This window comes from Sphingopyxis sp. PET50, assembly GCF_025244705.1.
Taxonomy (GTDB): Bacteria; Pseudomonadota; Alphaproteobacteria; order Sphingomonadales; family Sphingomonadaceae; genus Sphingopyxis.
The window spans coordinates 1,827,065-1,851,921 of record NZ_CP104207.1; the positions used below are offsets into that span (position 1 = coordinate 1,827,065).

Annotated in this window: 24 protein-coding genes and 4 pseudogenes; 15 read left to right on the forward strand and 13 right to left on the reverse strand. The window is 67.0% G+C overall.

From position 1 onward, the window contains the following. Positions 1 to 7: 7 nt before the first annotated feature. Positions 8 to 1,060, reverse strand: a complete 1,053-nt coding sequence (locus N0A20_RS09585) for a TonB-dependent receptor (RefSeq protein ID WP_260583884.1) — start codon at positions 1,058 to 1,060, stop codon at positions 8 to 10. After that, positions 952 to 2,415 carry a TonB-dependent receptor gene (locus N0A20_RS09590; protein WP_260583714.1) on the reverse strand — a complete coding sequence of 488 codons (1,464 nt, stop codon included), beginning with the start codon at positions 2,413 to 2,415 and terminating at the stop codon, positions 952 to 954. The genes N0A20_RS09585 and N0A20_RS09590 overlap by 109 nt, the downstream gene beginning before the upstream one ends. Before the next feature lie 371 nt (positions 2,416 to 2,786). Between N0A20_RS09590 and N0A20_RS09595 the strand changes: the two genes are divergently transcribed. From N0A20_RS09595 to N0A20_RS09610, 4 genes and pseudogenes are all read left to right on the forward strand, one after another. Then, positions 2,787 to 3,359, forward strand: a complete 573-nt coding sequence (locus N0A20_RS09595) for a carboxymuconolactone decarboxylase family protein (protein WP_260583715.1) — start codon at positions 2,787 to 2,789, stop codon at positions 3,357 to 3,359. 155 nt (positions 3,360 to 3,514) lie between these two features. Continuing rightward, a pseudogene (locus N0A20_RS20710) lies at positions 3,515 to 3,820 on the forward strand (enoyl-CoA hydratase/isomerase family protein); the annotation flags it as partial. Positions 3,821 to 3,902: 82 nt separating this feature from the next. Next, complete coding sequence (locus N0A20_RS09605) at positions 3,903 to 4,223, forward strand: enoyl-CoA hydratase/isomerase family protein (RefSeq protein ID WP_260583717.1); 321 nt, start codon at positions 3,903 to 3,905, stop codon at positions 4,221 to 4,223. Positions 4,224 to 4,328: 105 nt separating this feature from the next. Then, positions 4,329 to 4,883, forward strand: coding sequence for a TetR/AcrR family transcriptional regulator (locus N0A20_RS09610; protein WP_260583718.1), 555 nt, complete (start codon positions 4,329 to 4,331; stop codon positions 4,881 to 4,883). Positions 4,884 to 4,886: 3 nt separating this feature from the next. On the opposite strand, the pseudogene N0A20_RS09615 reads toward N0A20_RS09610, so the two are convergent. The 7 genes and pseudogenes from N0A20_RS09615 to N0A20_RS09645 all read right to left on the reverse strand — a co-directional run bounded on the left by N0A20_RS09615 (position 4,887) and on the right by N0A20_RS09645 (position 12,549). Continuing rightward, positions 4,887 to 5,579 (reverse strand): annotated as a pseudogene (locus N0A20_RS09615) (tyrosine-protein phosphatase). Positions 5,580 to 5,675: 96 nt separating this feature from the next. Then, positions 5,676 to 6,746, reverse strand: a complete 1,071-nt coding sequence (locus N0A20_RS09620; protein ID WP_260583719.1) for a phosphotransferase — start codon at positions 6,744 to 6,746, stop codon at positions 5,676 to 5,678. A 77-nt stretch (positions 6,747 to 6,823) separates the two neighbouring features. Next, positions 6,824 to 7,642 (reverse strand): acyl-CoA thioesterase, encoded by an 819-nt coding sequence (locus tag N0A20_RS09625; protein ID WP_260583720.1) that lies wholly within the window; start codon positions 7,640 to 7,642, stop codon positions 6,824 to 6,826. Between the two features lie 4 nt (positions 7,643 to 7,646). Continuing rightward, on the reverse strand, positions 7,647 to 8,885 hold the full coding sequence (locus N0A20_RS09630; protein WP_260583721.1) for a hypothetical protein: 1,239 nt from the start codon (positions 8,883 to 8,885) through the stop codon (positions 7,647 to 7,649). Continuing rightward, positions 8,882 to 9,907 (reverse strand): sulfotransferase, encoded by a 1,026-nt coding sequence (locus N0A20_RS09635; RefSeq protein WP_260583722.1) that lies wholly within the window; start codon positions 9,905 to 9,907, stop codon positions 8,882 to 8,884. The genes N0A20_RS09630 and N0A20_RS09635 overlap by 4 nt, the downstream gene beginning before the upstream one ends. Positions 9,908 to 10,075: 168 nt before the next feature. Next, positions 10,076 to 10,897, reverse strand: a complete 822-nt coding sequence (locus N0A20_RS09640; RefSeq protein WP_260583723.1) for an SDR family NAD(P)-dependent oxidoreductase — start codon at positions 10,895 to 10,897, stop codon at positions 10,076 to 10,078. 41 nt (positions 10,898 to 10,938) lie between these two features. After that, positions 10,939 to 12,549: a class I adenylate-forming enzyme family protein gene (locus tag N0A20_RS09645; RefSeq protein WP_260583724.1), complete on the reverse strand. Its 1,611-nt coding sequence runs from the start codon at positions 12,547 to 12,549 to the stop codon at positions 10,939 to 10,941. 143 nt (positions 12,550 to 12,692) lie between these two features. Between N0A20_RS09645 and N0A20_RS09650 the strand changes: the two genes are divergently transcribed. Beyond that, positions 12,693 to 13,406: a 2-oxo acid dehydrogenase subunit E2 gene (locus N0A20_RS09650; protein ID WP_260583725.1), complete on the forward strand. Its 714-nt coding sequence runs from the start codon at positions 12,693 to 12,695 to the stop codon at positions 13,404 to 13,406. Further along, positions 13,406 to 14,176, forward strand: a complete 771-nt coding sequence (locus N0A20_RS09655; protein WP_260583726.1) for an enoyl-CoA hydratase/isomerase family protein — start codon at positions 13,406 to 13,408, stop codon at positions 14,174 to 14,176. Before N0A20_RS09650 ends, N0A20_RS09655 begins: the two co-directional genes overlap by 1 nt. Positions 14,177 to 14,803: 627 nt before the next feature. Here the strand turns inward: N0A20_RS09655 and N0A20_RS09660 are convergent. Next, a protein-coding gene (locus tag N0A20_RS09660) for an IS5 family transposase (protein ID WP_260581376.1) occupies positions 14,804 to 15,552 on the reverse strand; the annotation gives its coding sequence in 2 pieces (ribosomal slippage) (positions 14,804 to 15,225 and positions 15,225 to 15,552; 750 coding nt in all). A 68-nt stretch (positions 15,553 to 15,620) separates the two neighbouring features. Then, positions 15,621 to 16,259 (reverse strand): helix-turn-helix transcriptional regulator, encoded by a 639-nt coding sequence (locus N0A20_RS09665; RefSeq protein WP_260583727.1) that lies wholly within the window; start codon positions 16,257 to 16,259, stop codon positions 15,621 to 15,623. Between the two features lie 101 nt (positions 16,260 to 16,360). Between N0A20_RS09665 and N0A20_RS09670 the strand changes: the two genes are divergently transcribed. From N0A20_RS09670 to N0A20_RS09700, 7 genes and pseudogenes are all read left to right on the forward strand, one after another. Then, entirely contained in the window at positions 16,361 to 16,759 is a 399-nt protein-coding gene (locus N0A20_RS09670) for a hypothetical protein (RefSeq protein WP_260583729.1), read from the forward strand. Positions 16,760 to 16,801: 42 nt separating this feature from the next. Then, complete coding sequence (locus N0A20_RS09675; protein ID WP_260583730.1) at positions 16,802 to 17,002, forward strand: alcohol dehydrogenase catalytic domain-containing protein; 201 nt, start codon at positions 16,802 to 16,804, stop codon at positions 17,000 to 17,002. Further along, positions 16,999 to 17,820, forward strand: a complete 822-nt coding sequence (locus N0A20_RS09680; RefSeq protein WP_260583731.1) for a zinc-binding dehydrogenase — start codon at positions 16,999 to 17,001, stop codon at positions 17,818 to 17,820. The genes N0A20_RS09675 and N0A20_RS09680 overlap by 4 nt, the downstream gene beginning before the upstream one ends. A gap of 311 nt (positions 17,821 to 18,131) precedes the next feature. Beyond that, positions 18,132 to 18,543: pseudogene (locus N0A20_RS20715) on the forward strand (sulfotransferase); the annotation flags it as partial. 154 nt (positions 18,544 to 18,697) lie between these two features. Further along, on the forward strand, positions 18,698 to 18,976 hold the full coding sequence (locus N0A20_RS09690) for a hypothetical protein (RefSeq protein ID WP_409574786.1): 279 nt from the start codon (positions 18,698 to 18,700) through the stop codon (positions 18,974 to 18,976). A gap of 2 nt (positions 18,977 to 18,978) precedes the next feature. Further along, entirely contained in the window at positions 18,979 to 19,458 is a 480-nt protein-coding gene (locus N0A20_RS09695) for a VOC family protein (RefSeq protein WP_260583733.1), read from the forward strand. 13 nt (positions 19,459 to 19,471) lie between these two features. Beyond that, positions 19,472 to 20,878 carry a DUF1214 domain-containing protein gene (locus tag N0A20_RS09700; RefSeq protein WP_260583734.1) on the forward strand — a complete coding sequence of 469 codons (1,407 nt, stop codon included), beginning with the start codon at positions 19,472 to 19,474 and terminating at the stop codon, positions 20,876 to 20,878. On the opposite strand, the gene N0A20_RS09705 is transcribed toward N0A20_RS09700, so the two are convergent. Both N0A20_RS09705 and N0A20_RS09710 read right to left on the reverse strand, forming a co-directional pair. Further along, positions 20,875 to 22,035 (reverse strand): Gfo/Idh/MocA family protein, encoded by a 1,161-nt coding sequence (locus N0A20_RS09705; RefSeq protein ID WP_260583735.1) that lies wholly within the window; start codon positions 22,033 to 22,035, stop codon positions 20,875 to 20,877. The two genes, N0A20_RS09700 and N0A20_RS09705, sit on opposite strands and share 4 nt — an antisense overlap. A 372-nt stretch (positions 22,036 to 22,407) precedes the next feature. Then, the gene (locus tag N0A20_RS09710; protein ID WP_260583736.1) at positions 22,408 to 23,085 is read right to left on the reverse strand and encodes a Crp/Fnr family transcriptional regulator; all 678 of its coding nucleotides are present in this window, start codon (positions 23,083 to 23,085) and stop codon (positions 22,408 to 22,410) included. Between the two features lie 100 nt (positions 23,086 to 23,185). Between N0A20_RS09710 and N0A20_RS20090 the strand changes: the two are divergent. Continuing rightward, a pseudogene (locus tag N0A20_RS20090) lies at positions 23,186 to 23,824 on the forward strand (amidohydrolase family protein); the annotation flags it as partial. A 16-nt stretch (positions 23,825 to 23,840) separates the two neighbouring features. Then, a complete protein-coding gene (locus N0A20_RS20095; RefSeq protein WP_312846625.1) occupies positions 23,841 to 24,857 on the forward strand; it encodes an amidohydrolase family protein in 1,017 nt (338 codons plus the stop codon).

A 24,857-nucleotide genomic window follows, 5' to 3' on the forward strand; every position in this document is an offset into this window, starting at 1 on the left:
CTCGTAATCATTCTCCGCCGAACTTGTAGGTCAGGCGGACGCCATAGGTGCGCGGCATGCCGGGCGAATAGCCGGTGACACCCAGGCTGTTCTCGATCGCGAGCAGGCGCTGGAAATATTTCTTCTTCGTGATGTTCTGGGCATAGAGCGCGACCTCGACGTTCGGGTCCTCGAGCTGATAGGCGATCTGGCCGTTGAGCAGGCCATAGGCCGGAATCTTGGCGGTATCCTTGAACTTTTCCTGATAGCCCGGACCGACGAGCGGTCCCGTCGTATATTGCTTGCTGCGCCACGAATAGTCGGCGCGCAGGTTGAGCTCGCCCGAACCGACCGGCACCGTGTAATCGGCATAGAGCGAATAGGATTGCTTGGGCGCGAAGGAATAGGGCGTGTCGGTCACGTCCTGGAACACCGTCAGCGACAGCGGGATGGTGAAATCCTTGAACTTCGGATCGAGGAAGGTCGCCGATACGCCGAGTTGCAGGCCGTCGGTGGGCTGCACCGTCAGTTCGGTCTCCAGCCCGCGAATGCGCGCCGTCGCCGCGTTGACGATCGAGTTCGACAGCACGCCGTTCACGATCGCGGGCACCGTCCGCTGGATGTCGTCGTAATTGGTCTGGAAGATCGCCGTGTTCAGGCGCAGGCGGCGGTCGAAAAGATCGAGCTTGAAGCCGAATTCATAGTCGACGACCGTTTCGGGGTTGAACACCAGCGGGGTCGTTCCGGTCGCGCGCGGGTTGAACCCGCTAGCGCGGCTCGCCTTGCTGGTTTTGATGTACAGGAAGACATTCTCGTTCGGACGCCAGTCGAAACCCGCCGTGTAGGACCAGTAATCGAAGGTCGCCTTGGTGAGCTTCTCGCACGGATCGCCCGGATTGACGATCAGGCTGCAGACGAAGGTGCCGTCCGGGAGCCCGGTGACCGCGTCGGTGTTCTCCTGCCGGTTGCGGCTCAGGATCGACCTTTTGTCCTCGGTATAGCGCAGGCCGCCGGTGAAGCGCAGTTCATCGGTGAGGTTGAAGTTGAACTGGCCGAACCCGGCGTAGCTCTTGTTGTGGATGTCGCCGTCGTTATAGCCGAGCCGTAGCGCGTTCCCAGCGGAAAGGCCGAATAGCTTTTCGACAGGTCGGTGCCCTGCTCGGTGAAATAGAAGGCGCCGAGGATCAGTTGCAGCCGGTCGTCGAACGCCTTGGTCGACAGCTGCAATTCCTGCGAGAATTGCGTCTGGTTGATGATGTTGCCGTCGCCGACGCGCAGCCCGCCCGTCAGCACATAGGGCGTACCGTCGTTGTCGGTCAGCGATTCGGTATCGACCCCCCGCCACGCGGTGATCGACTTGATCGCGGTCGCATCGCTGATTTCATATTCGGTGGTGATGCCGACACCCCAGGATTCGGCCTTGCTGAACGGGATCAGGCTGAGCGCGACGTCGTAGAAATTGCTCTTGCCCAGAACGCTGACCGAATAATTGCCATAACTGTCGCCCGCCGCCGGACCCGTCACCGGGCACAGCGGGTTCGGGGTCGGCCCCGAACAGGTGGCGAGAACCGCCTGCGCCGTGCCGTTCAGATTGGCGCCGGTGGTGGGATTCCGGTCATAGCTTTTGAGGCCGACGATCTGACCCTGGCCTTTGCGGCTGGTATAGTCGCCGACCACGGTGACGGTCAGCCCGCTGCCCTCGGGCGCGATCAGCAGCGTGCCGCGCAGGAAGTCGACATTGTCGCCGCCGAGCGGCGTGTTGAAGCTGAGATTGCGGGCATAGCCGTCATTCTGGACATGCTGGCCGACCAGGCGCACCGCGATTTCGTCGCCCTGGATCGGCAGGTTCAACACGCCCGTGGTTTCCCAAGTGTCGAAATTGCCATAGCGCAGCCGCAGACTGCCGCCGAAGTCGCCGGTGGGCTTGTTCGAGATGATGCTGACCGCACCGCCCGTGGTGTTGCGCCCGAACAACGTCCCCTGCGCACCGCGCAGCACCTCGACCCGCTCGACATCGACGAAGTTGAACAGCGCGCCCGACGACCGCGCGATATAGACGCCGTCGAAATATTGCCCCACCGCTTGGTCGAGCGCGAGCAGCGCGTCGGACGAGGACTGGCCGCGGATGCCGATGAAGGCCGAGGCCGGCTGGCCGGTCGACGGCTGCACGACGATACCGGGCACCAGCCGCGGCAGGGCCTCGATGCTCGTCACCTGCGCCTTGTCGAGCGTTTCGCCCGTCGGCACCGTCACCGCCACCGGAGTCGATTGCAGGTTTTCCGACGTCTTGCGGGCGGTGACGACGATGTCCTCGATACCGACGCTATCCTGACCAGCCGACCCCTCGGGCTCGTCCTGCGCGAACGCCGGCGTTGACAGCAGCATCGCTCCGCCGACCATGACCCCGGAAAGCAGCTGATGCTTGAAGCTCATCATTATTAAATCCTCCCAAGATTCGTTCTTGTTGATCTTCCCTTTCCGTGCGGGCTGGCAGCCACCGCGCGATCGCGCCGCCTACCCGCCCGAACGGCAATATTCATGCTGGAGAGGCTTGTGCCGACAAGGCGGCCGATCGCACCGATCCGGTCATTTCCGCTCCCCACCCGGCTCGCTGCCGTGATTGTTGTATATATGATTATATTAATGACCCTGATTAGCGAGTCAACACACTTCGCGCCGTATCGCCCCCATGGAGGCCCGATGAGCGTCACGCCGGAGCGCAGATAATCATCTATCTAAGTTATTTGATACTTGCATCGCGCGAGCATCGCCGCCACTCTCCGTCGCCGGGAAGAGGAGAAACAGGGATGAGCCGTATTCCGCCGGTCGCGGTCGAGGATCTGACGCCGCAGCAACGCGACATCTATGACAACAAGCCGGGCGGCAAACTGAACCTCAGCCGTGTCCTTGCCCACGCCGTGTCGATCCAGCCGGGCATCGGGCTCGCCGTGCAGGGCATGATGACGGGGATCGAGGTTCCCCCGCTCGAACGCCAGATCTGCGTCCTCGCCGTGCTGCACCTCGATCGCGGCGCCTATGAATGGGCGCAGCATCTGGAGGTGTCGAAAACGATGGGCATCCCCGATGCCAAGGTCGCGGCGATCGCCGACGACCGCTTCGGCGACCCGGTCTTCGACGATCGCGAAAAGGCGCTGCTCGCCTTCACCCGCCAGGTCGTCAAGACCGTGCGCGTCGACGATTTCGTGTTCAGTGCCGTCGCCGCCTTCTACTCGCCGCGCCAGATCGTCGAACTGATCCATGTGATCGGCATCTATATGCTGTTCGTCCGTGTGTCCGAGGTCGCCGAACTGGAGATCGACGGCATCGTCGGCGGCGAATTCTGGCGCAAGGCGAACCAGCAGGCCGGCCTGATCGAATAAGCCCCTTCCCCGCTCCCGCACCGTTCGAGGATCGCGCCATGACGTCCGGAAATATCGAGACCATCGACCTTCCCCATGTGCGGCTGGCGTTCGAAGGGCCGCTGGCGATCGTCACCCTGAACGATCCCGACCGGCTGAATGCGATGGGCGACGAGATGGCGCAGTCGCTTGCCGCCGCACTGTCCGAGATCGCCAAGCCGCGCCGCCACTGCCGCGCGGTGCTGCTCACCGGCGAAGGCCGCGCCTTTTGCGCCGGCTATAATCTGATGGTGAACCGCAAGGCGCTGGCCGAGGGCAAATCGACGATCGCGCCGCTCGGCGGCGCCGAGACGCTCTATCATCCGATGCTGCGCCGCTTGCACGCACTGCCCATCCCCCTCGTCGCCGGGGTCAACGGCCTGGCGATCGGCATCGGGCTGGGGCTGGCGATGGCCGCCGACTATGTCGTGATGGCCGAGGATGCCTGGATGCAGACGCCGTTCAAGAATCTGGCGTCGGCGCCCGATCTCGGGGCTGAGCTGGCTGCTGCCGCGCGCGGTCGGCGTGCCGCGCGCCAAACGCATGCTGATGCGCGCCGAACGGATCGACGCCGCGACGGCCCGCGAATGGGGCCTTGCGGCGGAGACCGTCGCGACGGCGGACCTGCCCGTCCGCGCCCGCGCGGTCGCACGCGAATTCGCGAACGACGCGACGGTCGCGCTCGGCGAGATCAAGGGCCTGATCGCCGAGGGGCTGCGCCAGGACATCCACAGCAGCTTCGAGGCCGAGGCGAAGGCGGTCGGCCGCACCGCGCGGACGAAGGACAATCTGGCCGCCGTGCGGGTCTTCGCGTCGGGCGACAAACCGCAATTCCGGGGCGAATGACCCGAGCGTTCGCCGCTCGCATGACAGTCTGACGGAAAATGTCATTGCGAAGGCATCGCGATGACTCTAGCCAGAACCGCCTTGGGGGCCAATCGAGGGAGCGGGATGGCGACGGCAGCAAAGATCGACCGGGCGGTTGTCGCCGCCGCCGACCTGTTCATCCGCCACGGATTCGCGCGCACGACGATGGGCGACATCGCCCGCGCCGCCGACATGTCGCGCCCCGCGCTCTACCTGCTCTTTCCCGGCAAGGAGGAGGTGTTCGAGGCCGTCGTCCTGCACCTCAACCATATTCGCATGGCGGACATCGAAGACCATCTGTCGGATGCAACCACCCTCGCCGACCGCATCTTCACCGCCTGCAATCTGTGGCTGGTGCAGGTGTTCGAGCTTCAGACCACGACGCCCGACGCGCGCGACATGGACGATCTGTCGATCCCCGTCGTCCGCCGCGTCTATGGCGAACTGGAAGCCCGCATCGCGCGCCTGATCGCGGAGGCTGCACCGGCCGGCCTGCCCGCCAGCGCGGCGGACCTCGCCCGCGGGCTGGTCTTTTCGGTGCGCGGATTGGGCGCGGCGGCGCAGGATGTCGAAACCTTCCGGACGATGACCCGGTTGCAGGTCGACATATTGTGCCGCGCGATCGACCCCGCTTCCTGACGCTCAGGCTTCGAGCAGCCTTTCCCTGAGCGCGTCCAAAGCGGCGGCGTCGATGCCGTGCACGACGGCGAGATAAGCCTCGACCGATCCGTGGTTTTCGGCCAGCGCGGCGAAGGCGGCGTCGATATATTCGGGCGCCGAGCGCATCATCACCCGCCAGACCGCGGGATCGACCTCGAGCAAATAGGCGAACGGCCCCGCGGGGTCGACGTGGAACAATTGCGCGCGCGGATCCTAAACCCGTTCGGTGAGCGCATAATCTTCGCGCACCACGTCGAGCGGCACGCCGAGCGCGGCCAGCAGGATCGCGCAGACCGCCCCGGTGCGGTCCTTGCCCGCGGTGCAGTTGATCAGCAAGGGCGTCCGACCCACGCGCAGCATCGCGAACATCGCGCCGATTCCCTGCCGCTGTTCGTCGACGATCACCCGATAGCTTTGCAGCATCCGCGCGCGCATCGCCTCCGGCCCGGTCGCGGGATCGCGCAGCATCACGACCAGGTCGCCGCGGCTGAGGTCATAGTCGCGCGTCCAGTAATGAAGCCCGTCGGTCAGCCCCGCCGGATAGGGCTGGCCCGCCCGCTCCTCGGTCGTGCGCAGGTCGATGATCGCCCCCAGGCCGAGCCGGGCGAACTGCGCCCTGCCCTCCCCGGTCAACTCGCCCGGATGGCCGCCGCGCAGCAACAGGCCCTGCCGCACCCATGCGGCCGTCGATGGTCCTGTACCCGCCCAGATCGCGCAGGTTGCGCGACCCTGCGATGCCGAGCAATCGGGCGGGGGTATCGGCCATCGCGATCAGACGCCGAGCGCCCCGAAGGTGTCGAGATCGGAGACTGCGGCGCCGAAGCAGTCGCCCTCCGCCGTGACGATTTCGATCGGCTGCATCTCGACCGGCGTGAAGGGCCACATGAAGCCGTGCATCGCGTGGCGGCGATACGCCTCCCACGCCTCCTCGCGGCTCGGCGGATGGGCGACGCCATGGGTTTTCAGCGCCTCGAGATAGGATGCGAGCAGATCCTTCTCCGCCGAGCGGCGGTCGGCGACGGTCAGGTTGCCGATGATCGAATAGGCGACGTCGTGCATATAGGGCCCTTCCTGCCATGCCTGCCAGTCGAGAAAGCCGGGGCGGCCGTCAACCTCGAAGAACATGTTCCCGAGATGGCCGTCGCCGTGCGAGAAGCATTGCGGAATTTCCATCGACCGCTTCCATTGCGTGCGGAGCCCCGCGATGATCCGGTCGCGGTCGCGATAGGGCCCGACATAGGCGGCGCAGCGGCGGTGGTTGATGCACGCGTTGAAATAATCGGGCTCAAGCATCATCATCACGACCCGGTCGGCCGCCTGCCAGACCGTCGAAAAGTTCCGCAATTGCTTCAGCTCGGGCGATTGCCACCAGCGCGCGTGCATCCGCGCGAGCAGGTCGAGCGTCTGCGCCTGCTGGTCGATGCTGATCAGCCGCCGCGCGTCGCCGAAGGTCACGTTGCGCGCCGCCAGATCCTCCAGCAGCACCAGCCCCTGGACCCCCTCGTCCCAGCCCGCCCAATAGGCCCTGGGGATGTGGATGTTCATTTCGGGCGCCCAGGTCGCGAAGAATTTCGCCTCGTTCACGAAGGATTCGTCGAACGTATAGGCATGACGGATGAAGCCGCCCTTCAGCCACATCGTCGGCGGCAGACGGTGCGCGTGCCCCGCCGCATTGTAGGACAGCAACAGCCGGACCTTGGTCGCGGTGCCCGCGATCACGGTGCCGATATGAACCTCGGTGACGACCGTGCCGGGATAGCGTTCGGCAAGGATCGCGGTCAGCCAGTCGGCGGTGATCTCCTCGATCCTCAGCGGCAGATGGCTTTTCGGGGCGTCGCTCATGCGAGTCTCTCTCTCCGGTCGAATCTTGGCTCTATATCTTATTTAGTATCCTGTTTTAGCGATTGGCAAGCCCCTTGTCAGCCGCCGTCCCACAAGCGAAGTGCCATCGACTGGCTCGCCAACGCGAGCGGAACGCCCGCGGGCGAACAGATGCGGGTGCCGACATGCGCGAACCCGTCGCCGATCCCCTCGACCCGCATCATCGCGAGGACCCAATCGCCATCGGGTTCGGCAAGGAAGCGGATCATGTTGTCGAGGCTGCTGCCGCTCGCCGGACGGCCGAGCGCGCCGGGGAGCGCCAGCGCGGCGCAATCGGCGATAACCGCGAGCAGGCGGCGGTCGATCGGCGACCCGTCGCGCGGGCGGACCCAGCAGGCGAGTTCGGCCCCGCCCTCGCCCGTCCATCCCGCCCGGTCGGGCAGCTCGCCGGCAGCGAGGCGGAATTCCAGCAGCGCTTGCATATTCGAGGACAGCAGGCGCGCGACCGACCGTTCGGGACATTGCCCGGGCGGCGGAACGCGCGGCACGCAAGGCTCTGGATAGCCGCGATCCCCCTCGCGGCGGCCGCACGCGCCATGGCCCTGCAGGAAAATCTCGCCCTCGCGCCGCGCGGTGAGGCCGCACTGGCGCACCGACCTGCCTCCGGCGGCGACGTCGGTCTCGAAAAGCAGCGCGTCGCCCCCATGCGCGGCGGCGATGAATTGCACCGACGCGAAGATCGCCGGCAGCGCGGTGCGCCGTTCCATCGCCTCGATGCACGCCGCAAGCGCGATCCCGCCGAACAGGAAGCGGCGATCGGCTTGGCCGACGCACAGCCGCTCGGGCACCGCCGCGGCGAAGGCGCATCCATCGGACCCCGCCCCCAGTTCGAGGAGGGCGGACAGCGGCGCGGTCATCGGGTCAGCTGATCCGGCGCCGATAGGCCGCGAGCCGTGCTTCGAGCTGCGCCGCGCGCTCGTCGGCATCGACCCAGCGCGTGTCGGCGGGCAATTCGCCTTTCAGCCGGTCGATGGTGGTCAGGCGCAGATCCGAAATGAGCGGCGGACCGTCGGCCGGCATATGCTGCCAGCGCAGGATCGAAAAGACGTGCGCCTGCCCGCCGGTATCGAGCCAGTTATGCACCCCCGGATCGCGCCGCGCGATCACGAGCCGGATGCGGCCATCGCCGTCGATCGCCGACTGCGCCGCGGTCAGGCTCGACTGGATGCGATGATAGTCGCGCGAGCGATAGAGCCATTCGGTCAGCTGCACGGCGGCATAGGAGGCGCCCGCCGGATCATATTCGAGGATCGCGGCATCGTCGGGCCCGAGCATATAGCTGCCGTTCGAAATCCCCTGCGTCACCAGCCCGCCCCCGGCACCGCGAAAGGACTGCGCCGGGGTGATGCTGTTCGGTTTCAGCCCGCTCCAGACATTCTGGAACCAGAAATAGAGATAGAGGTCGCCCAGCGCATGGGTGGTCGCGCGCGTCGCCATCTCGTCGATGCCGATCGGATCGGCCTTCGCGTCACCGAGCCGTTTGATCGCCAGATCGAGCGGCGTTTCGTGCGCCCAGTCCATCATCGAATCGCGGACGAACAGGAATTTGACCCCGGGCCGCGTAACCAGCCGGTTCCCCGCCGCGCCGCCGGTCCCGTCGTCGATCAGCAGTTCGAAACGCCCGTCGGCGTCGAAATGCATGTCATGATCCTCGATCGTCTGGACCGTCTGCGAGGTGCCGTAATTGGCGGTCAGCGTGAACGAGATATTCGCCGCCTTGCGGTCGACGATGCGCCCGGTGACGCGATAGCGCGACCCATGTTCGATTCCCGCCAGCCGGTAACAATTGTCGGGGTTGTCGCCGCCGGTCCGGGCACCCGGCACCTCCTGCCCGTGCCAGGCATGGGCGGGCATGAAGTCGCGCACGAAGCGCGGATGCTGGGCATCCGACGCCGCCGCCTTGAACAGCCAGTTGTTCAGATATTCGGCGCAGAAGGCGCCGAGCAAGGGCCGCGATTCCTCCGGAATGCGGTCGCCATAGCCGCGCGCGAACAGCGCCTCGACCTGCACCAGCGTCGCCGCGATGCGCGGGTCGCCGAGCATCGCGCGCACATCGGCCTCGGCCGCGAATTGCCCCGGATTGGCGATCGGATTGCTCATGACCGTGTCTCCCGCTGGATGGAAAAGCGTTCGAGATAGGGCGCAAAGGCGCGCTCGATCGCCGCCTCGTCGAGGCCATAGTCGGCGAGCCCATATCGGCGCGCCGGGGCCGATCCGTGATGGTCGGCATCCAGATGCCGCTCCATCGCCTCGCGCGCCGCGGCGCCATAGGCGATGCCGAGTTCGTCATAGACGCGCGCGACGGTCTCGATCGGTTCGGTGACGAGGTCGGTGAACGCCACGTCGCTGACGCGGGCCTCGGCGCCCTCGAGGTCGCGCCACGCCGCATAGTCGTCGACCGCGAACTGCCACGCCGCCAGCTGCTGCGCCCCGATCACCGGCGGATCGACCGCTTCGTCCGAAAAGAGCGAGCGCAGCTTGGCGAACAGGCTGGCGATCGAAGGGATGACCTTCCCCGGATCGCGGTGGTTCACATAGAGGCGCGCGTCGGGAAAGGCGATCAGCAGCTCGCGCAGGTTGAACAAATGCCCCGGCCCCTTCAGCGCCCAGCGCCGCGGCGGCCGGCCGCGCTGCAGATATTGCAGGACGCCGGTCTGCCAGGCGAAGGCGCTCGCCATCTTCCCGGCGATCGCGGCCTGATAGTCGGGCACGTTCCAATAGACACCGTAGAGGCTGCCCATATTGCCCTCCTGCAGGAAGATGCATTCCTCGGGCAGCGCCGATCCGAAGGGATGGATCGCGGTCACGTCGGGAGCCGTCATCCCCTGAAAGGCCAGGATTTGGGCGTACAGCGCCTCGCGATCCGCACCGTCCGCCAGCGGCGACGGGATCGCGGCTTCCCACGCCGGCACCGCGCGGTGGGCCGGGTCCTGCGCGATCAGGCCGTGAAGAAAGGTCGTGCCCGCGCGCGGCATTCCCGTTCCGATCAGCGGCGCGACGATCCGCTCGGCGTCGACGCCGGTCGCCGCCTTGCGGACATCGAGATAGCGCAGCCGCGCCACCAGCATCGTGATCAGGCGGCTGTGGGTGCGGCCGCGCCCGGTCGCGGTCAGCTTGGCCATCGGCCTCGATGCCCGAGCAAAGAATGCCCAGATCGCGGCGGAACCGCTCCTCGTCCCACCTTTTGCCGCCCCAATCCGACAGGCCCGTCCGCACCTCGGCCTCGCGCAGCAGCGCCTCGGCCGCGATCGGCCCGGCAAAGCCCGCGAGCGCCGCCGCGAAGGCCGAACTCACAGGCCGGTCATCCGTTCATAGGCGGCGAGCGGCCCGGTCTGCGTCACCCCGCCATCGACGGGCAGGGTCACCCCGGTGATGAAGCGGCTTTCGGGTCCGGCGAGAAAGAGCGCGGCCTGCGCGATATCCCAGGCGTCGCCTTCGACGCCCAGCGGCGCGATCGCGCTGCGCACGCGGCGGCGCTCGCCCTGCAGATGCGCCTCGACCATCGGCGTGACGATATGCCCCGGCGCGACGCAATTGGCGCGGATGCCATCGCGCCCGTACATCACTGCCAGCTCGGCGGTGAACTGGATGACCGCCGCCTTGCTCGGGCCATAGGCGGCGTTGCCGTGCGCGCGCATGCCCGCGACCGAGGCGATGTTGACGATCGCCCTGCCCTGCCCTTCGAGCAGCGCCGGAATGGCACTGCGGCACATGTTGAACATCGTGCCCAGATTGACCGACATCACCCGGTCGATATCGGCCACCGCGACCTCGTGCATCGGCCCCGATCCGGCGCCGATGCCGATATTGTTGACCAGCACGTCGAGCCCGCCGAGCCATTCCAGGCTCTCGGCCGTCATCCGCGCCGCCTCGGCGGGGTCGGCGACATTGCCCGCGACCACCAGCCCCTCGCCGCCCAGTTCGCGCACCAGATCGAGCGTCGCCGCCGCGCGGTCGGCTTCGAGATCGAGCAGCGCGACGCGCGCGCCCTCGGCCCCGAACAGCGCCGCGATCGCCTTGCCGGTGCCGACCCCGTCGCCCAGCGTGCCCGCACCGGTCACGATCGCGCGCCAGCCGTCCAGCCGTCGATGAAATTGGGTGGGCCGGGGCATCGGGTATCCTTCCTGTCGGGCCGGGTTCGGTGGAGCGGCGCTCAGACGGCGCCGACGACGATCTCGCGCAGCTTCGGCTTGACCACCTTGCCCATCGCGTTGCGCGGGAACTGGTCGAGAAAGCGCCACTCGTCGGGCACCTTGTACCGCGTCAGCTTGTCGAGGCAGAGCGCGCGCAGATCGGCCTCCAGCACCGCCGGATCGGCATCGGGCCGCGCCGGCAGGATGCAGGCGACGGTCAGCATCCCCATGCGCAGGTCGGGCTTGCCGACGACGGCGCAGTCGGCGACGCCGTCATGCGAGTGAAGAATGCGTTCGACCTCAGCCGGATAGACGTTCGACCCGCCGCGCAGGATCAGCTCCGAACTGCGGTCGGCGATCGTCAGCCAGCCGTCGGCATCGAGGCTGCCATGGTCACCCGAATGAACGACCCCGCCGCGCAGCAGCGCCGCTGTCTTCTCTGCCTCGCGCCAATAGCCGAGCGGCGGGGTATAGACATTCGCCCAGTCGCCGGTCTGCGTTGCCCGAAAGCAGACTTCGCCCACGGTGCCGGCGGGAACCGCGTTCCCGTCGGCGTCGCGGATCGAGATTTCCAGATGCGGCAGCGCATGGCCGCTCGCGCCCTCGGGCGGCACGGTGTCGAAGCTGTGCGCGACGACGGTCGGCGCCTCGGTCAGGCCATAGGAGGGCGAGACATGATAGCCGTAGCGCCTGAAGAAGGTCTCGCGGATCGCCTGCGGCAGCGGCGCGCCGCCCGACGCCATGCGGAAATGGCCGGGCAGGTCGAGATCGGCCTGGAGCAGATCGTAGATCATCGTCGGCACGAAGGCGAGCTGCCCGATCCGCTGCGCGGCGATCCACTCGATCAGCGGCTCGATCTTGATCGACGGCGCGAAGAGAAAGGGTTTGCAGGCGAGAAAGGCCGACACCGGCCCCAGGATCATCACATTGGTGATCGTCAGCGGCAAGGCCGACCCGCGCCGCGCCTCGGGCGTCATCAGGCCGTGGGCGAAGGCGGCGGCGGGAACCACGATCATATTGTGCTGGCTGTGGACGACACCCTTGGGCACACCCGTCGTACCGCTGGTGTACATGATCGCGGCGGGGGCGAAGGGGTCGATGTCCGGAGCCGGGGCGATCGCGGCCGCCGCATCGGCGAGCGCCGCGTTCCAGCCGCCGTCGCGAGCGTCATCGTCGAGGATCCAGACATGCCCAAGGTCGGGCGTATCGGCGCGCAAGGCCGCGACCTGCCCGGCAAGGCTGGCATCGGTCAGCAGCAGTTTCGCGCCGCTGTGCGCGAGGATGTAGCGCTTGTCGTCGGCGGGCAGGATCCTGTTGATCCCGACCCACACCGCGCCGAGCCGCATCGCCGCGAAGAAGGCGATGACGAGACCATTCTCGTTCCCCAGCGACGCCGCGACGCGGTCTCCCGCCCGGATGCCCGCCGCGTCGAACAGCGCCGCCGCCGCGGTCACCGCATCCGCCAGCCCGCGAAAGCTGTAGGCGCCCGCCGCATCGACCAGCGCTTCCTCGTCGGGGCATTGCGCCGCGGCGCGCGCGATCAGGCTTGCGACGTCGCGCGGCGCGCCGGGTGGATCGATTCGGGCGGCGGGCGCCCGAAGGCCGAGCGCCGCATAATCCTCTTCCGTCATGGTCCTCGCCATATCAGCGTATCTCTCTTGCATTAAGGTCTATATGATTATGATATATTCGTGCAAGAGCAGAGTCCGCTCCACCCGCCCTTCGTGGGCGCGGAGGATGCCGCGATCAAGAAGCATGTCAGTGAGAGGATATGATGACCGACCCGTCCCCCGAAGCCCGGTTCGCGCCTTTCGGCGCCGTCGAGACAATAGCGACGAGCAGTTTCCAGCGCGTCGTCGCGCGCCGCCTGACGGAGAGCTGGACGCAGATTCCGCACGTCACCCATCATGACGATATCGACGTCACCGCGCTCGACGCGCATCGCGGGACGCTGACCGGTCCGGTCAGGATTTCGCCGCTGATCTTTCTGGTCAAGGCACTGGCCAAGGCGATGGCCGAATTCCCGCAGGTCAACGCTTCGCTGTCCGAGGACGGCAAGGCACTGATCCTCAAGAAATATTGCCACATCGGCATCGCGGTCGACGGACCGCTGGGGTTGCTCGTGCCAGTGCTGCGCGACGCCGACCAGAAGGATGTCGCGACGCTCGCCGCCGAACTCGCCGATTATAGCGCCCGGGCGCGCGACAAGGGACTGCCGATGAGCGCCATGTCCGGCGGCTGCATGACGATCACCTCGCTCGGCGGCATCGGCGGGACCGGCTTCACGCCGATCGTCAACCAGCCCGAAGTCGCGATCCTCGGCGTCACGCCGTCGCGTATGCGGCCCGTGTGGGACGGCGCCGCCTTCCAGCCGCGGCTGATGATGCCGCTGTCGCTCAGCTATGACCACCGCGTCATCAACGGCGCCGACGCCGCCCGCTTCGTCCGCGCGATCGGGCAGGCTCTCGCCCAACCGGAGACATTGTGATGACCGAAGCGACCCAAGCCGCCGGCCTGGTCCTGCGTCGGGACGCCGAAGGCGTCGCAACGCTGACCCTCAACCGCCCCGAAAAGCGCAATGCGATCAACCGCGAACTGTTCCGCGCCCTGCGCGCGCACCTGCTGGCGCTGCGCGACGACCGCACGATCGGCCTCGTCGTGCTGCGCGGCGCCGGCACCGATTTCTGCGCCTACCACGACCTCTCCGAAAAGCCGCACGCCGACGCCCTCGGCTGGCTGCGGCGCGAGGTGCAGACGCTCGAACTGCTCAGCAAGCTGCGCCAGCCGGTCGTCGCGGCGGTGCAGGGCACCTGCTTCACCGGCGGGCTCGAATTGGCGCTTTCGGCCGATTTCATCGTCTGCGACGAGACCGCCCGCTTCGCCGACACGCATGGCAAATGGGGTCTCGTCCCCGGCTGGGGCATGTCGCAGCGGCTGCCGCGCCGCGTCGGCCACGCCAGGGCGCTGGAGATGATGATCACCTGCCGGTCCTATGATGCCGGCGAAGCGGCGGCGATGGGGCTGGCAAACCGGTGCGTGACGGCGGGCGGTCTCGACGGCGCGGTCGGCGAGTTCGCCGAAATGATCCTCGCCAACAGCTGGCACAGCAATGCCGAGAACAAGCGGCTGATCTACAACACCGACGGCATGCGCCTGTCCGAAGGGCTCGATCATGAGATCATGCGCAACGCGGGTTTCGACCGCGATGCCGCCGCGCGGCGCCAGACCTTCCACGACCGCCCGCGCGGCGGGGCGTAAAAAGGCAATTTTATCGATTGCAAATCCGCGTTTCGATACCGGTTCTGGTGGGAAGCGGACGTTGCAGGCACACGTCGATCACCCCTCCCGCAAGCGGGAGGGGGCATACCCAGCCCCTCCTCTTCAGAGGAGGGGTAGCGAGACTTACGAACTTGTTCGTTAGTCGCAGCGGGGTGGTGCTCGAGGGATAGGCCGACGTCTTCGGCCACCACCCCGTTCGACTAAAGGCCCGGCTGCGCCGGACCAAGTCTCACTGCCCCTCCTCTGAAGAGGAGGGGGTTGAATGTCGGTAATCCACCCCGATCCCGACAAGCAGCTTGGGTTTGCAAGGGACATAATCGCCATAAAAAACGAGCCGGTCCCGAAAGACCGGCTCGATTGGAGTTGCCCTGTGGGAGGTTCAGATGAACCAACAATCATCTAACTAATATATCTTTATCGGCATTGCAACCCGTTTGCGGCGCGCCCTAGGCTGTATCGACATTCAGAAGATGGCGAGCCGAAAATGGTGGTTTTCCGTGACCCGGAGCGCAGCGCACTCGATGTGCGTGAGCACCGGAAGCGCGGAAAGCCGCCATTTGCAGGCCGCCAGGGCTGAATGTCGATACAGCCTAGGCTCAGGACTCATTAAATCCAAAAGAGGAAGATGGCGGCGAAGGTGATGGCTGCGAGGAAGATGTCGGCACATCGGTCGTAGCGGGTGTGGATGCGGCGCCAGTCCTTGAGGCGAGCGAAGAGGTTTTCGATTTTATGTCTCTGGCGATAGAGACTTTTATCGTAGCAGTTCTGGACCTTATGGCTGCGATGGGGCGGGATGCAGGCCGCGATGCCCCTGTCGGCGAGAGTTTTGCGGAACCAGCGCGAAGCATAGGCTCGATCGCCGATGAGGCGTTCGGCTTCGGGCATGATCTTGACCAGAGCCTCCGCACCTTTGTGGTCGCTGCGCTGGCCTTCGGTGAGGTGGAGCCGCAAGGGACGTCCCCGGCCATCGCACAGCACATGCAGCTTGGTGGTCAGCCCGCCCCGGCTGCGGCCGATACATCGGGGTAGAGCCCCTTTTTGAGCAGGCTGGCGGCGGTGCGATGCGCCTTGAGGTGGGTCGCGTCGATCATCAGAACCCCGTCGCCATCCCTGGCCAGTTCGGCGAAGATGCGGTTGAACACCCCCAGTCGGCTCCAGCGAATGAAGCGGTTGTAGATCGTCTTGTGCGGCCCGTAGCCCGTCGGCGCGTCGCGCCAGCGCAGACCGTTGCGGATCACGAACAAGATCCCGCTCAATATCCGCTGGTCATCGACCCGCGGTACTCCATGCGACAGCGGAAAATATCCCTCGATCCGGCGCATCTGCGCCTCACTCAACAGCAACAAGTCACTCATGGCAGCACCTCCGGCCACCTTGAATCAAACCCGAACCTAACGCGCAAGCATTTTAATAGGTCCTGAGCCTAGTCGAGAACGGCGACGCTGGTCAGGATGCGCTGGATCAGCTCGCCCTGCCGCGTGGTGCCGGTGCGCGCGTAAATGTCCTTCGAATAGGTCCGCGCCGTCTGTTCGGTGATGCCGATATCGCCCGCCGCCTCGGCCAGCGTACGGCCGCTGGCGAGCAAGGTCGCGAGCCGCGCCTGCGTGTCGCTGAGGCCGAACAGCGTCCCGACATGCGCCGATATGTCGCGCCGCAGCGGACGGCGGCCCGACAGATAGAGCATCAGGCGCACCCCGCGCGGCCCGGCGTCGGCACGCGGGTCGAGCGGAACGAGCAGCAGGTCGATGCCGTCGGCATCGCCCAGATGGATGGCTTCGGCCTCGCCCGCTGCCATCGCCGCGGCGATGCGCTGCGGCAGGTCGATCCCGCGCTGCAGGGCATGGGGCCGGTCGCCGCGAATCGCGAGCACCCCCGCCTCGTCGATCCAGCGCCGCGCGGCATCGTCGATCCCGACGACGATACCGCCCGAATCGAGCGCGATGACACCGAAGGACAGAAGATCGGCGGCGCGGCGATACATTTGCGTCTCGATCGCGCGGTCGAGCAGCGCCGCATAGCAGGACAGCGCCGGGACGAGCGCGCGCGCCAGCCGTTCGCACAAGGCACGCTCGCCCGCCCCGAACGCCGCAGCTGCCCGCCACCCCGCGTGACGGTGACCCAGATATTGCTCCCGCCGGGCTCGACGACACGAAAGATCAGCAGATGCTCGAAATCGGCGGCGCGCAGAAAGTCTTCGCGAAAGGCGTCGTGCGCCAGATCGGCGATGCCGTCGAGTTCGGCATAGGCATAGACCCGCCCCGGCTGCATCGCGAAATAGGGGATCGGGTCGCAGTCGGCGAAGCGTTCGCGATAGCGCGTCCACAACCAGTCGGGCGGCGCCAGCGCGTCGCGCACTTCGATACCGCTCGCGGGATCGGCGCTAGCGCGGCGAAAGATCAGATTGGCGAAATTGCCGTCGGCCTGCTCGCGGAGCAGCCGCACGAATCCCGTCCAAGGCGGCTCTTCGAGCGGCCCCGCCTGAACTGCCAGCAACAGGGCTTCCTGCGCGTCGTCCAATATCCTCTCCATGCCTTCCCATTTGGGAATATCGCTTTCCCATAAAGGCTACTCATATACAGGAACAAACCGAGAGGGGAGAGCGATATGAAGGCGGCGCTGTTCAAGGCGGTGGGCGAATCGCTGGCGATCGAGGATCTGCCCGACCCCGAACCCCGCGAGGGCGAGGCGGTGATCCGCGTTGCGCGCTGCGGCGTGTGCGGCACCGACCTCCATTCGACCAGCGGCCACGGCTATACGCTGCCCATGCCGGCGCGCAGCTCGGCCATGAATATGCGGGCGAGGTGATCGCGGTCGGCCGCGGGGTCGAGCGGCTCAAGGTCGGCGACCATGTCGCGGCATTGCCCGTCGTCGGCTGCGGCGAATGCGACGCCTGCCGCACCGGCATCGACGTGCTCTGTTCGCGCTGGACCGGCTATGGCGGCGGGCTCGCCGACTATGCGCGGATCAGCGAGCGCGGCGCCTCCATCCTTCCGGCGACGATGTCGCTGGCCGATGGCGCGCTCGTCGAACCCTTCGCGGTCGGCCGCCGCGCGGTGCGCCTCGCGGCCCCCTCACCCGGCGATCGCGTCCTGATCATCGGTCCCGGCCCGATCGGCCTCGCCGTGCTCTTCTGGCTGCGGCAACAGGGCGTGCAATCGGTCGCGCTGCTCGCCAGCAGCGGCAGGCGGCGCGCGCTTGCCGAGGCGATGGGCGGCGACACCTTCATTCTCGAAGGCGAAACGGCGCAACAGGATGTCGTCGCCGCGCTCGGCGGCGCGCCCGACATCGTCTTCGAATGCGCGGGCGTCCCCGGCACCATCGCGCGCTCGATCGCGCTCGTCCGGCCGCAGGGCCGTGTCGTCTCGCTCGGCTTCTGCATGGTGCCCGACCAGTTCGTGCCGGGCATGGCGCTGATGAAGGACGTCAGCCTGCGTTTCTCGCTGATCTACACGCGCGACGATTATGCCGAATGCGCCGCCGCGCTCGACGCCGACGGCGACCGCGCGCGGGCGATGGTGACCGACACCGTGTCGCTTGCCGAGGCCCCCGCCGCCTTCGAGCGTTTCCGCGCCGGCACGGGCGGCGGCGGCAAATTGCTCGTCGATCCATGGCTCGGCCGATGACACGCTGGAGCGACCGCTTCGATGCGCTGCACGCGGACGCGGCTGCCGCGGCCGGGCACGATGATTTCGGCGACACCGCCTATCACGAAGGGATGCGCGTGCTGCTGGCCGCGCTCGATGCCAATCCGCCGGCGGGGCCAGCTGCCGAGGCGTCGGCCACCGGCACGATCACCGGCGCGCTCGCCGGACGGCTGGTGACGCAGGCCGGCTGGAATGCCCATCCCGCCTATGCCACCGAACGGATCGAGCGCCCGTTGATCGTCATCGGCCTGCCGCGCACCGGCACCACGGCGCTGCACCAGTTGCTCAGCATGGACCCGCAGTTCCAGGGCTTCGAACGCTGGCTGACCGCCAATCCGATGGTGCGCCCGCCGCGCGAGACCTGGGACGCCCACCCCGTCTATCGCGCGAGCGTCGAGCGCATCGCTGCGATGCAGCCGGCTCGCGCCCGAGATCATGGCCGCCCATTCGACCGAGGCGGGCGAGGTCGACGAATGCCTGATGCCGATGGCGCAGAGCTTCGTGTGCAACTGGTTCGCCTCGAACATCGACGCGCCCGCCTATGACGCCTGGTTCCGCACCGCCGACGAAACGCCGTCCTTCCTGCGCTACAAGAAAGTGCTGAAACTCGTCGGCCTCGGCGACCGGCGGCGCTGGCTGCTCAAGAATCCCAGCCATGTCTTCGGCATCGACGCGCTGCTGACCGCCTTTCCCGATGCCTGTATCGTCCAGACGCATCGCGACCCAGCGGCGTCGATCGCCTCGCTGATGAGCCTGCTCGGCGGCATCCGCGACCTGATGGCTAGGCGCGCCGGTCGACCGCGACCGTCTGCTCGCGCGCGAAGCGAGCTTCTGGGCGGAGGGCGCGCGGCGGAGCATGGCCGCCGCCGACCGCGAGCCCGGCCGCTTCGTCCATGTCCGGCAGGAGGATATTCGCCGCGACCCGATGGGTGTCGTGACGCGCATCTACGAGCATTTCGGCATTCCCCTGTCCGCCGAGGCCGAGGCACGCTTCCGCAACTGGGCCGCCGCCAATCCGCCCGGCGCCCGCTCGACGCACCGCTACCGGCCGGTCGAGGCCGAGGCCGTCGATCCGCTGTTTTCCGACTATATCGCGCGTTTCGACCTGAAACGCCCCGCCCCCGCAGGAGCCTGACCATGACCGTGCTGTTCCAGAAACATTTCCAGGTCGCCTATGTCGTGCGAGACATGCGGGCGGCGACGCAGCGCTTCGCCCGCGAGTTCGGCATCGCCGAATGGGACATTATGGACATGGCGGCGCTGCTTGGCCCCGGCCACGGCACGCGCTTCATCGGCAACGCCTATGCCGGCGACGTGATGGTCGAACTGATCGAGCCCGATCCGGCAGGCGAGACCATCTATCGCGACTGGATTCCCGATGCGGAGGACCGGGTCCGCCTCCACCATCTCGGCTTCCTCGTCCACAGCGACGCCGATTATCGGGCGGCGATCGCCAAGCTCGAGGCGGCGGGCTATCCGACCGCGCACAGCGGCAGCTTCGGCGACAATCTCGACTATCATTACGCCGACACCACCGCGCTGCTCGGCCATTATTACGAACTCATCAACCTGAAGCCCGCGGGCGAACAATTCTTTGCCCGCATTCCGCGCAACTGAGGGGAGCAATACCATGTCGACCGGCCCCGCCGTCCCGATGGAATGGGAACGCTTCATTCACCTGATCTCCGGCATCGACCGCAGCCTCGAACATGTGATCGATCCCGCCGACCCCTGGCTGAAGCAGGAGGCGATCCAGCAGATGGCGATGAGCCTGTCGCAGGCCTATGCCCCGATCATGGCGCAGGACAGCCGCGTTCCGGGCTTCTACAGCTTCCTCAATCCGGTCATCAAATCGGCGGCGCCCAATCCCGACTATATGTACCGTTCGACCTTCGTCGAGGGCGGCGGCACCTATCGCCTGTCGGGCTGGCGCGGGACGACGCTGTTCCTGCACATCGGCATCGGGTCGGGCTATATCGGCGTCGACGACAAGCCGGGGCCGTCGGTCGGCCATATCGACGCCGACACGCTGACGCTCGACGACGCGGGCCGCTTCTCGGTCATCCTCAGCGCCGAACGCCCCGACGGCCATGACGGCGACTGGTATCCGCTTCCCGCCAACGCCCGCACGATCGGCATCCGCGAGGCGAGCTACGACTGGGAGAATGAAATCGACAGCCGCATCGCGATCGAACGGCTCGACGACACCGGCGGCTTCACCCGCCCGACGATCGACGAGATCGCGTATCGGATGGAACGTCTTGCCGGCTTTCCCGAACGTTACGCGCAACTGTTCGTGCATTTCGTCAACACCGTCGTCCTGAACACCTGGTCGGACATCGGCGGCCTCGCCGAGCAGACCTATTATGAAGGCCTGTTCGAATTTTCCGAGGGCGAGGCGCTGATCCTCGAAACCGACGTCCCCGACACCGTGCGCTATTGGGCGGTGCTGCTCGCCGATCAGCTCTTCAACACGATCGACTGGGAGAAATGCCAGTCGAGCCTCAACGGCTTCCAGGCGCGCCGCGACGGCGACGGCAAGTTCCGCGCGGTGATCTCGGTCGCGGACCCCGGCGTGCCCAACTGGCTCGACACCATGCGGCCGCTACAAGGGCGTGGTGCAGGGCCGCTGGTATCAGGCGAGCTCGGCGCCCACGCCGACGCTGAAACGCGTGAAGCTCGCCGAGCTGCGCGACCATCTGCCCGCCGACACTCCGCATGTCGACCATGCGGCGCGCCGCGAAAGCCTGCTCGCGCGCTTTCGCGGCGCGCAGTTCCGGCGCAAATGGTGATCGCCGCGCTTTCGTCCGGCCTCGCAGCCTGTCAGCTCGGCGTCGTGGTATCCGACCTCGACGCGGGGATGGATCATTACAGCCGCCTGCTCGGGCTGACCGGCTGGAAGCGGATGGATACCGATTATGTCGCGCGCTCCCGCGAAGGCGGGAGCCCATCTCCGGTCGGCGCTATTTCGAACCGGCAGGAGATGGGTCCCCACCTTCGCGGGGACACGCGGTTGCTTGATACGACGCCGATCTAGACCATCACCGGAACCCGCCGCCCCGCCCGGTCCGATTCCTCCGCCGCCTCGCAGATCGCCTGCACCTGCAGTGCCTGCCCGAAGCCGGGGCTGCACTCGCGTCCTTCGCGCACCGCCGTCACCATCTCGTCGAGCATCAGCGTCATCGGAATGATGACCCGCGCGTCCTCGGGCGTGGCGATCGGTGCGCCGCGCAATTGCGATAGCGCGTGGGGCAGCGTCACCGGCTGTTCCGGCTTGCCGAGATCCGCGCGCGGAACGGTGGGCGCGTGGAACAAAATCGCATTGCCCGCATCGGGAAAACCCGAGGGCGCCTCGATCCGCAGCCGCCCGTTGGTACCATAGGCCTCGATCGCAAAGCCCCGCGCCGCCGCGACGCTCCAGCCGATATTCATCTGCGCCGTCCCGCCCTGCCGGAAACGCAAGGTCGCAAAGGCCGTATCGACCGTTTCGGGCGTGAAGGCGCCGCCGTCGTCGAAGCGCCATTCGCTCAGCCCGCGGCCCAGCGTCGCCGACACGCTCTCGACCTCGCCGAAGAGGTAGAGCAGCGCGTGGAGGCAATGACCGCCGAGGTTGCGCAACGCGCTCGCTCCCTCGCCCGCCATGCCGAGCCAGTTGTAATTGGTGGTATAGCCGGGCCGGGTGACGAACGGAAAGACCGCCTCGCCGTCGCGGATGAGCGGGAAATGGCAGCGCAGTTCGACCCCGATCAGCTCGCCGAGCGCCCCGGCCTCGATCATCGCCTTCATCTGCCGGAATTGCGGCAGCCACTGGAACTGCGCCTCGACCATGCCGACGACGCCGGCCGCCCGCTGCGCCGCGCGGATCGCCTTCGCCCCGGCGATGTCGGGCGCGAAGGGATTGGCGTTGATCACATGCTTTCCCGCCGTGAGCGCGTGCATGACCATGGCGTAGCGCAGCATCGGACGCGTACCGACGTCGATGATGTCGACCGGCGCCTCGTCGATCATGCGGCGATAGTCGTGATAGGCGTGAGGGATGCCGTGCGTATCTGCCGCGGCGCGCGCCGTCTCCTCATGCGCGGTGCAGATCGCCGTCACCTCGACGCCGGGCAGGTTCCTCCATGCCGGTAGATGACCGACGATCCCCCAATTGGCGCCGATCATCCCGACACGCAGCGGTTGCCGACCGGTCATGTCCATCCTCCCCTCGACTCAAAATCATCTATCTTCTTATGATGATAATCGTGGCTGAAGCTGGACTGAATTACAAGCGAACCGTAACGGAAAGACGATTATATCAACTGCAAACTTGGCGAGCCGATGGCGGTTTTGGGGTGGGGAGCGGACATAAAGCCCCTCCCCTTCAGGGGAGGGGGTTGGGGTGGGGTCCATCGGCCTTGCGCGAGGCCGATGGACCCCACCCGCTGCGACTAACGAACAAGTTCGTAAGTCTCGCTGCCCTCCCCTGAAGGGGAGGGCCTGATCTATTCCAACGTCCCCTTCCGCCCAAAGCCCGTCGTTCAGCGGCCGTGTTTGCAAAGGGCATAATGGCCAACGGAAAAGAGCTCAGGCGCGATCCTCGTCCTGCGCAAGCGCCAGTAATCCGGCGCCATCGCGGATCGCGATCTCGCTATAGCCGACGGCGATGAAGCCGCGCCCGGCGAGCAGGCGGAGCAGGCCGTTCACATGCTGACGCGACACGCCGACGATGCGGGCGAGTTCGTCCTGCGTCGCGCGCAGCCGTCCGCCGCCCGCACCGCGGCTCCGGCCAGGAACAGCGCCAGCCGGGCGAGCGCCGGAAGCGAGCGCACCCGCGCGGCCTCGCGCATGCCGAGCCGGTGATGCGCGCAGTTGAGCAGCGCCAACGCCCGCCACAAATCGGGCATCGCCGCGGTGAGACCGGCGATGGCCGCCATCGGCACCGTCAGGATTCGCGCCAAGCCCCGCCGCGACCGCGTCATGCGGCCGTTCCCTTCCGTCGATCACCGAAAGCTCCCCGAACCAGCGCCCGGGCCGCACGATCATGTTGACCAGTTCCTGCCCGGCCACGGGATAGCTGACGAGCCGCATCTGGTCGGCGACAACGGCGTGAAGTCCGTTCGGCGGATCGCCGATACGATAGAGGTGGGCGCCGTCGCGGACGTCGTGGAGGTGCGCCCGGTCGAGCAGCCCGCCCCGCAGCGGGGCAGCCAGCGCGCCGAACCAGTTGTCGGCGGCGAGGATGGAAGCGGCATCTTGCGCCATCGCGCGACGCTGGATCGTGCCGCATCAATTGTCAACAAGATGACATTTTACGGCCTGCCGCGATGCTATCGCCGGGCAACAAACAAGGATGGAGCGGGACATGGACGATTTTGACCTGGTGATTCGCGGCGGCACGATCTTCGACGGCCTCGGCAATCGGGGCGAGGCTTCGGACCTCGCGATCAAGGACGGGCGGATCGCCGCGATCGGCCGCATCGAAGCGCGCGGGCGCGAGGAAATCGATGCGAGCGGCCGGATCGTCACCCCCGGCTTCGTCGATGTCCACACCCATTATGACGGGCAGGCGCTGTGGGAAAACCGGCTCGCGCCCTCGTCGAACCATGGCGTGACCACCGCCGTGATGGGCAATTGCGGGGTCGGCTTCGCGCCCTGCAAGCCGCATCAGCGCGACATGCTCGTCGCGGTGATGGAGGGGGTCGAGGATGTTCCCGAAGTCGTGATGACCGAGGGGCTGCCGTGGAACTGGGAGACCTTTCCCGAATATCTCGACGCGCTCGGCGCGCGCGAACTCGACATCGACGTCGCGGCACAGCTGCCGCATTCGGCGCTCCGCGTCTTCGTGATGGGCGAACGCGCCGCCGATCACGAGCCGCCCAACGCCAAGGATCTTGCCGCGATGCGCGCGCTCACGACCGAGGCGATCCGGGCGGGGGCGCTCGGCGTCAGCACGTCGCGCAACCTGATGCACCGCACCAAGGCGGGCGAACTCGCGCCCAGCCTCTTCTCCGAAGAGGATGAACTCAAGGCGCTCGCCGCCGGGCTGCGCGACAGCCGGCGACGGCGTCTATCAGATCATCCCGCGCGTGATGGGGCCAGCCGCCGACGAATTCGCCTTGATGCGCCGGATCGCGGAAACATCGGGCCGTCCCCTCTCCTATTCGCTGCTCCAGATGCCGGCGGGCGACCCCGGCGAGTGGCGCGTGTCGCTCGACGCGCTGGCGGAGGCGCGCGCCGACGGCCTGCCGATGCGCGCGCAGGTCGCGCCGCGCCCCGTCGGCATGCTCTATGGGCTCGACCTCAGCTTCCACCCCTTCGCGCTGCACCCCAGCTTCCGCCCGCTCAGCGACCGGCCGCTCGCGGAAAAGGTCGCCGCGATGCGCGACCCGGCGTTCCGCGCCAGGCTGCTGTCGGAGCAGCCCGAGGACAGCAACCCCGTCTCGCTCGCCACGGTCAAGGCGTTCCGTTTCGCCTATCCGATGGGCGCGACGCCTGATTACGAACCCGACGTCGCCGACCGCATCGACAAGCGCGCCGAGGCGCTCGGCATCACGCCCGAGGAACATGCCTATGACCTGCTGCTCGAGCAGGACGGCAAGGCGCTGCTGTATCAGCCCGGCGCCAATTATCGAGACGGCAATCTGGACGCGGTGCACACCATGCTCGCACATCCGGGCACTGTCGTCGGCCTGGCCGATGGCGGCGCGCATTACGGCATGATCTGCGATGCCAGCTTCCCGACCTTCTTCCTCAAGCGCTGGGTGACCGATGCGGCGGACGGACAGCGCATCCCCATCGAACGGGCGATCGCGGCGCTGACCAGCGAACCCGCCGACATGGTCGGACTCGGCGACCGCGGGCGGCTGACGGTCGGCGCCAAGGCCGACGTCAACATCATCGACTTCGACGCGCTGGGCCTCCATATCCCGTCGGTCGTTCGGGATTTGCCGGCGGGGGGCAAACGGCTCCGCCAGCTCGCCGACGGTTATGACGCGACGATCGTGTCGGGGGTCGTGACCTATCGCAACGGCTAG

Excerpts from the sequence above, each read along its gene's own strand:
- N0A20_RS09590 (WP_260583714.1), bottom strand. The coding sequence starts at position 2,415 with ATGATGAGCTTCAAGCATCAGCTGCTTTCCGGGGTCATGGTCGGCGGA.
- N0A20_RS09595 (WP_260583715.1), top strand. The coding sequence starts at position 2,787 with ATGAGCCGTATTCCGCCGGTCGCGGTCGAGGATCTGACGCCGCAGCAA.
- N0A20_RS09610 (WP_260583718.1), top strand. The coding sequence starts at position 4,329 with ATGGCGACGGCAGCAAAGATCGACCGGGCGGTTGTCGCCGCCGCCGAC.
- N0A20_RS09620 (WP_260583719.1), bottom strand. The coding sequence starts at position 6,746 with ATGAGCGACGCCCCGAAAAGCCATCTGCCGCTGAGGATCGAGGAGATC.
- N0A20_RS09625 (WP_260583720.1), bottom strand. The coding sequence starts at position 7,642 with ATGACCGCGCCGCTGTCCGCCCTCCTCGAACTGGGGGCGGGGTCCGAT.
- N0A20_RS09630 (WP_260583721.1), bottom strand. The coding sequence starts at position 8,885 with ATGAGCAATCCGATCGCCAATCCGGGGCAATTCGCGGCCGAGGCCGAT.
- N0A20_RS09635 (WP_260583722.1), bottom strand. The coding sequence starts at position 9,907 with ATGGCCAAGCTGACCGCGACCGGGCGCGGCCGCACCCACAGCCGCCTG.
- N0A20_RS09640 (WP_260583723.1), bottom strand. The coding sequence starts at position 10,897 with ATGCCCCGGCCCACCCAATTTCATCGACGGCTGGACGGCTGGCGCGCG.
- N0A20_RS09645 (WP_260583724.1), bottom strand. The coding sequence starts at position 12,549 with ATGACGGAAGAGGATTATGCGGCGCTCGGCCTTCGGGCGCCCGCCGCC.
- N0A20_RS09650 (WP_260583725.1), top strand. The coding sequence starts at position 12,693 with ATGACCGACCCGTCCCCCGAAGCCCGGTTCGCGCCTTTCGGCGCCGTC.
- N0A20_RS09655 (WP_260583726.1), top strand. The coding sequence starts at position 13,406 with ATGACCGAAGCGACCCAAGCCGCCGGCCTGGTCCTGCGTCGGGACGCC.
- N0A20_RS09670 (WP_260583729.1), top strand. The coding sequence starts at position 16,361 with ATGCTCGAAATCGGCGGCGCGCAGAAAGTCTTCGCGAAAGGCGTCGTG.
- N0A20_RS09675 (WP_260583730.1), top strand. The coding sequence starts at position 16,802 with ATGAAGGCGGCGCTGTTCAAGGCGGTGGGCGAATCGCTGGCGATCGAG.
- N0A20_RS09690 (WP_409574786.1), top strand. The coding sequence starts at position 18,698 with ATGGCCGCCGCCGACCGCGAGCCCGGCCGCTTCGTCCATGTCCGGCAG.
- N0A20_RS09695 (WP_260583733.1), top strand. The coding sequence starts at position 18,979 with ATGACCGTGCTGTTCCAGAAACATTTCCAGGTCGCCTATGTCGTGCGA.
- N0A20_RS09700 (WP_260583734.1), top strand. The coding sequence starts at position 19,472 with ATGTCGACCGGCCCCGCCGTCCCGATGGAATGGGAACGCTTCATTCAC.
- N0A20_RS09705 (WP_260583735.1), bottom strand. The coding sequence starts at position 22,035 with ATGACCGGTCGGCAACCGCTGCGTGTCGGGATGATCGGCGCCAATTGG.
- N0A20_RS09710 (WP_260583736.1), bottom strand. The coding sequence starts at position 23,085 with ATGGCGCAAGATGCCGCTTCCATCCTCGCCGCCGACAACTGGTTCGGC.
- N0A20_RS20095 (WP_312846625.1), top strand. The coding sequence starts at position 23,841 with ATGAACTCAAGGCGCTCGCCGCCGGGCTGCGCGACAGCCGGCGACGGC.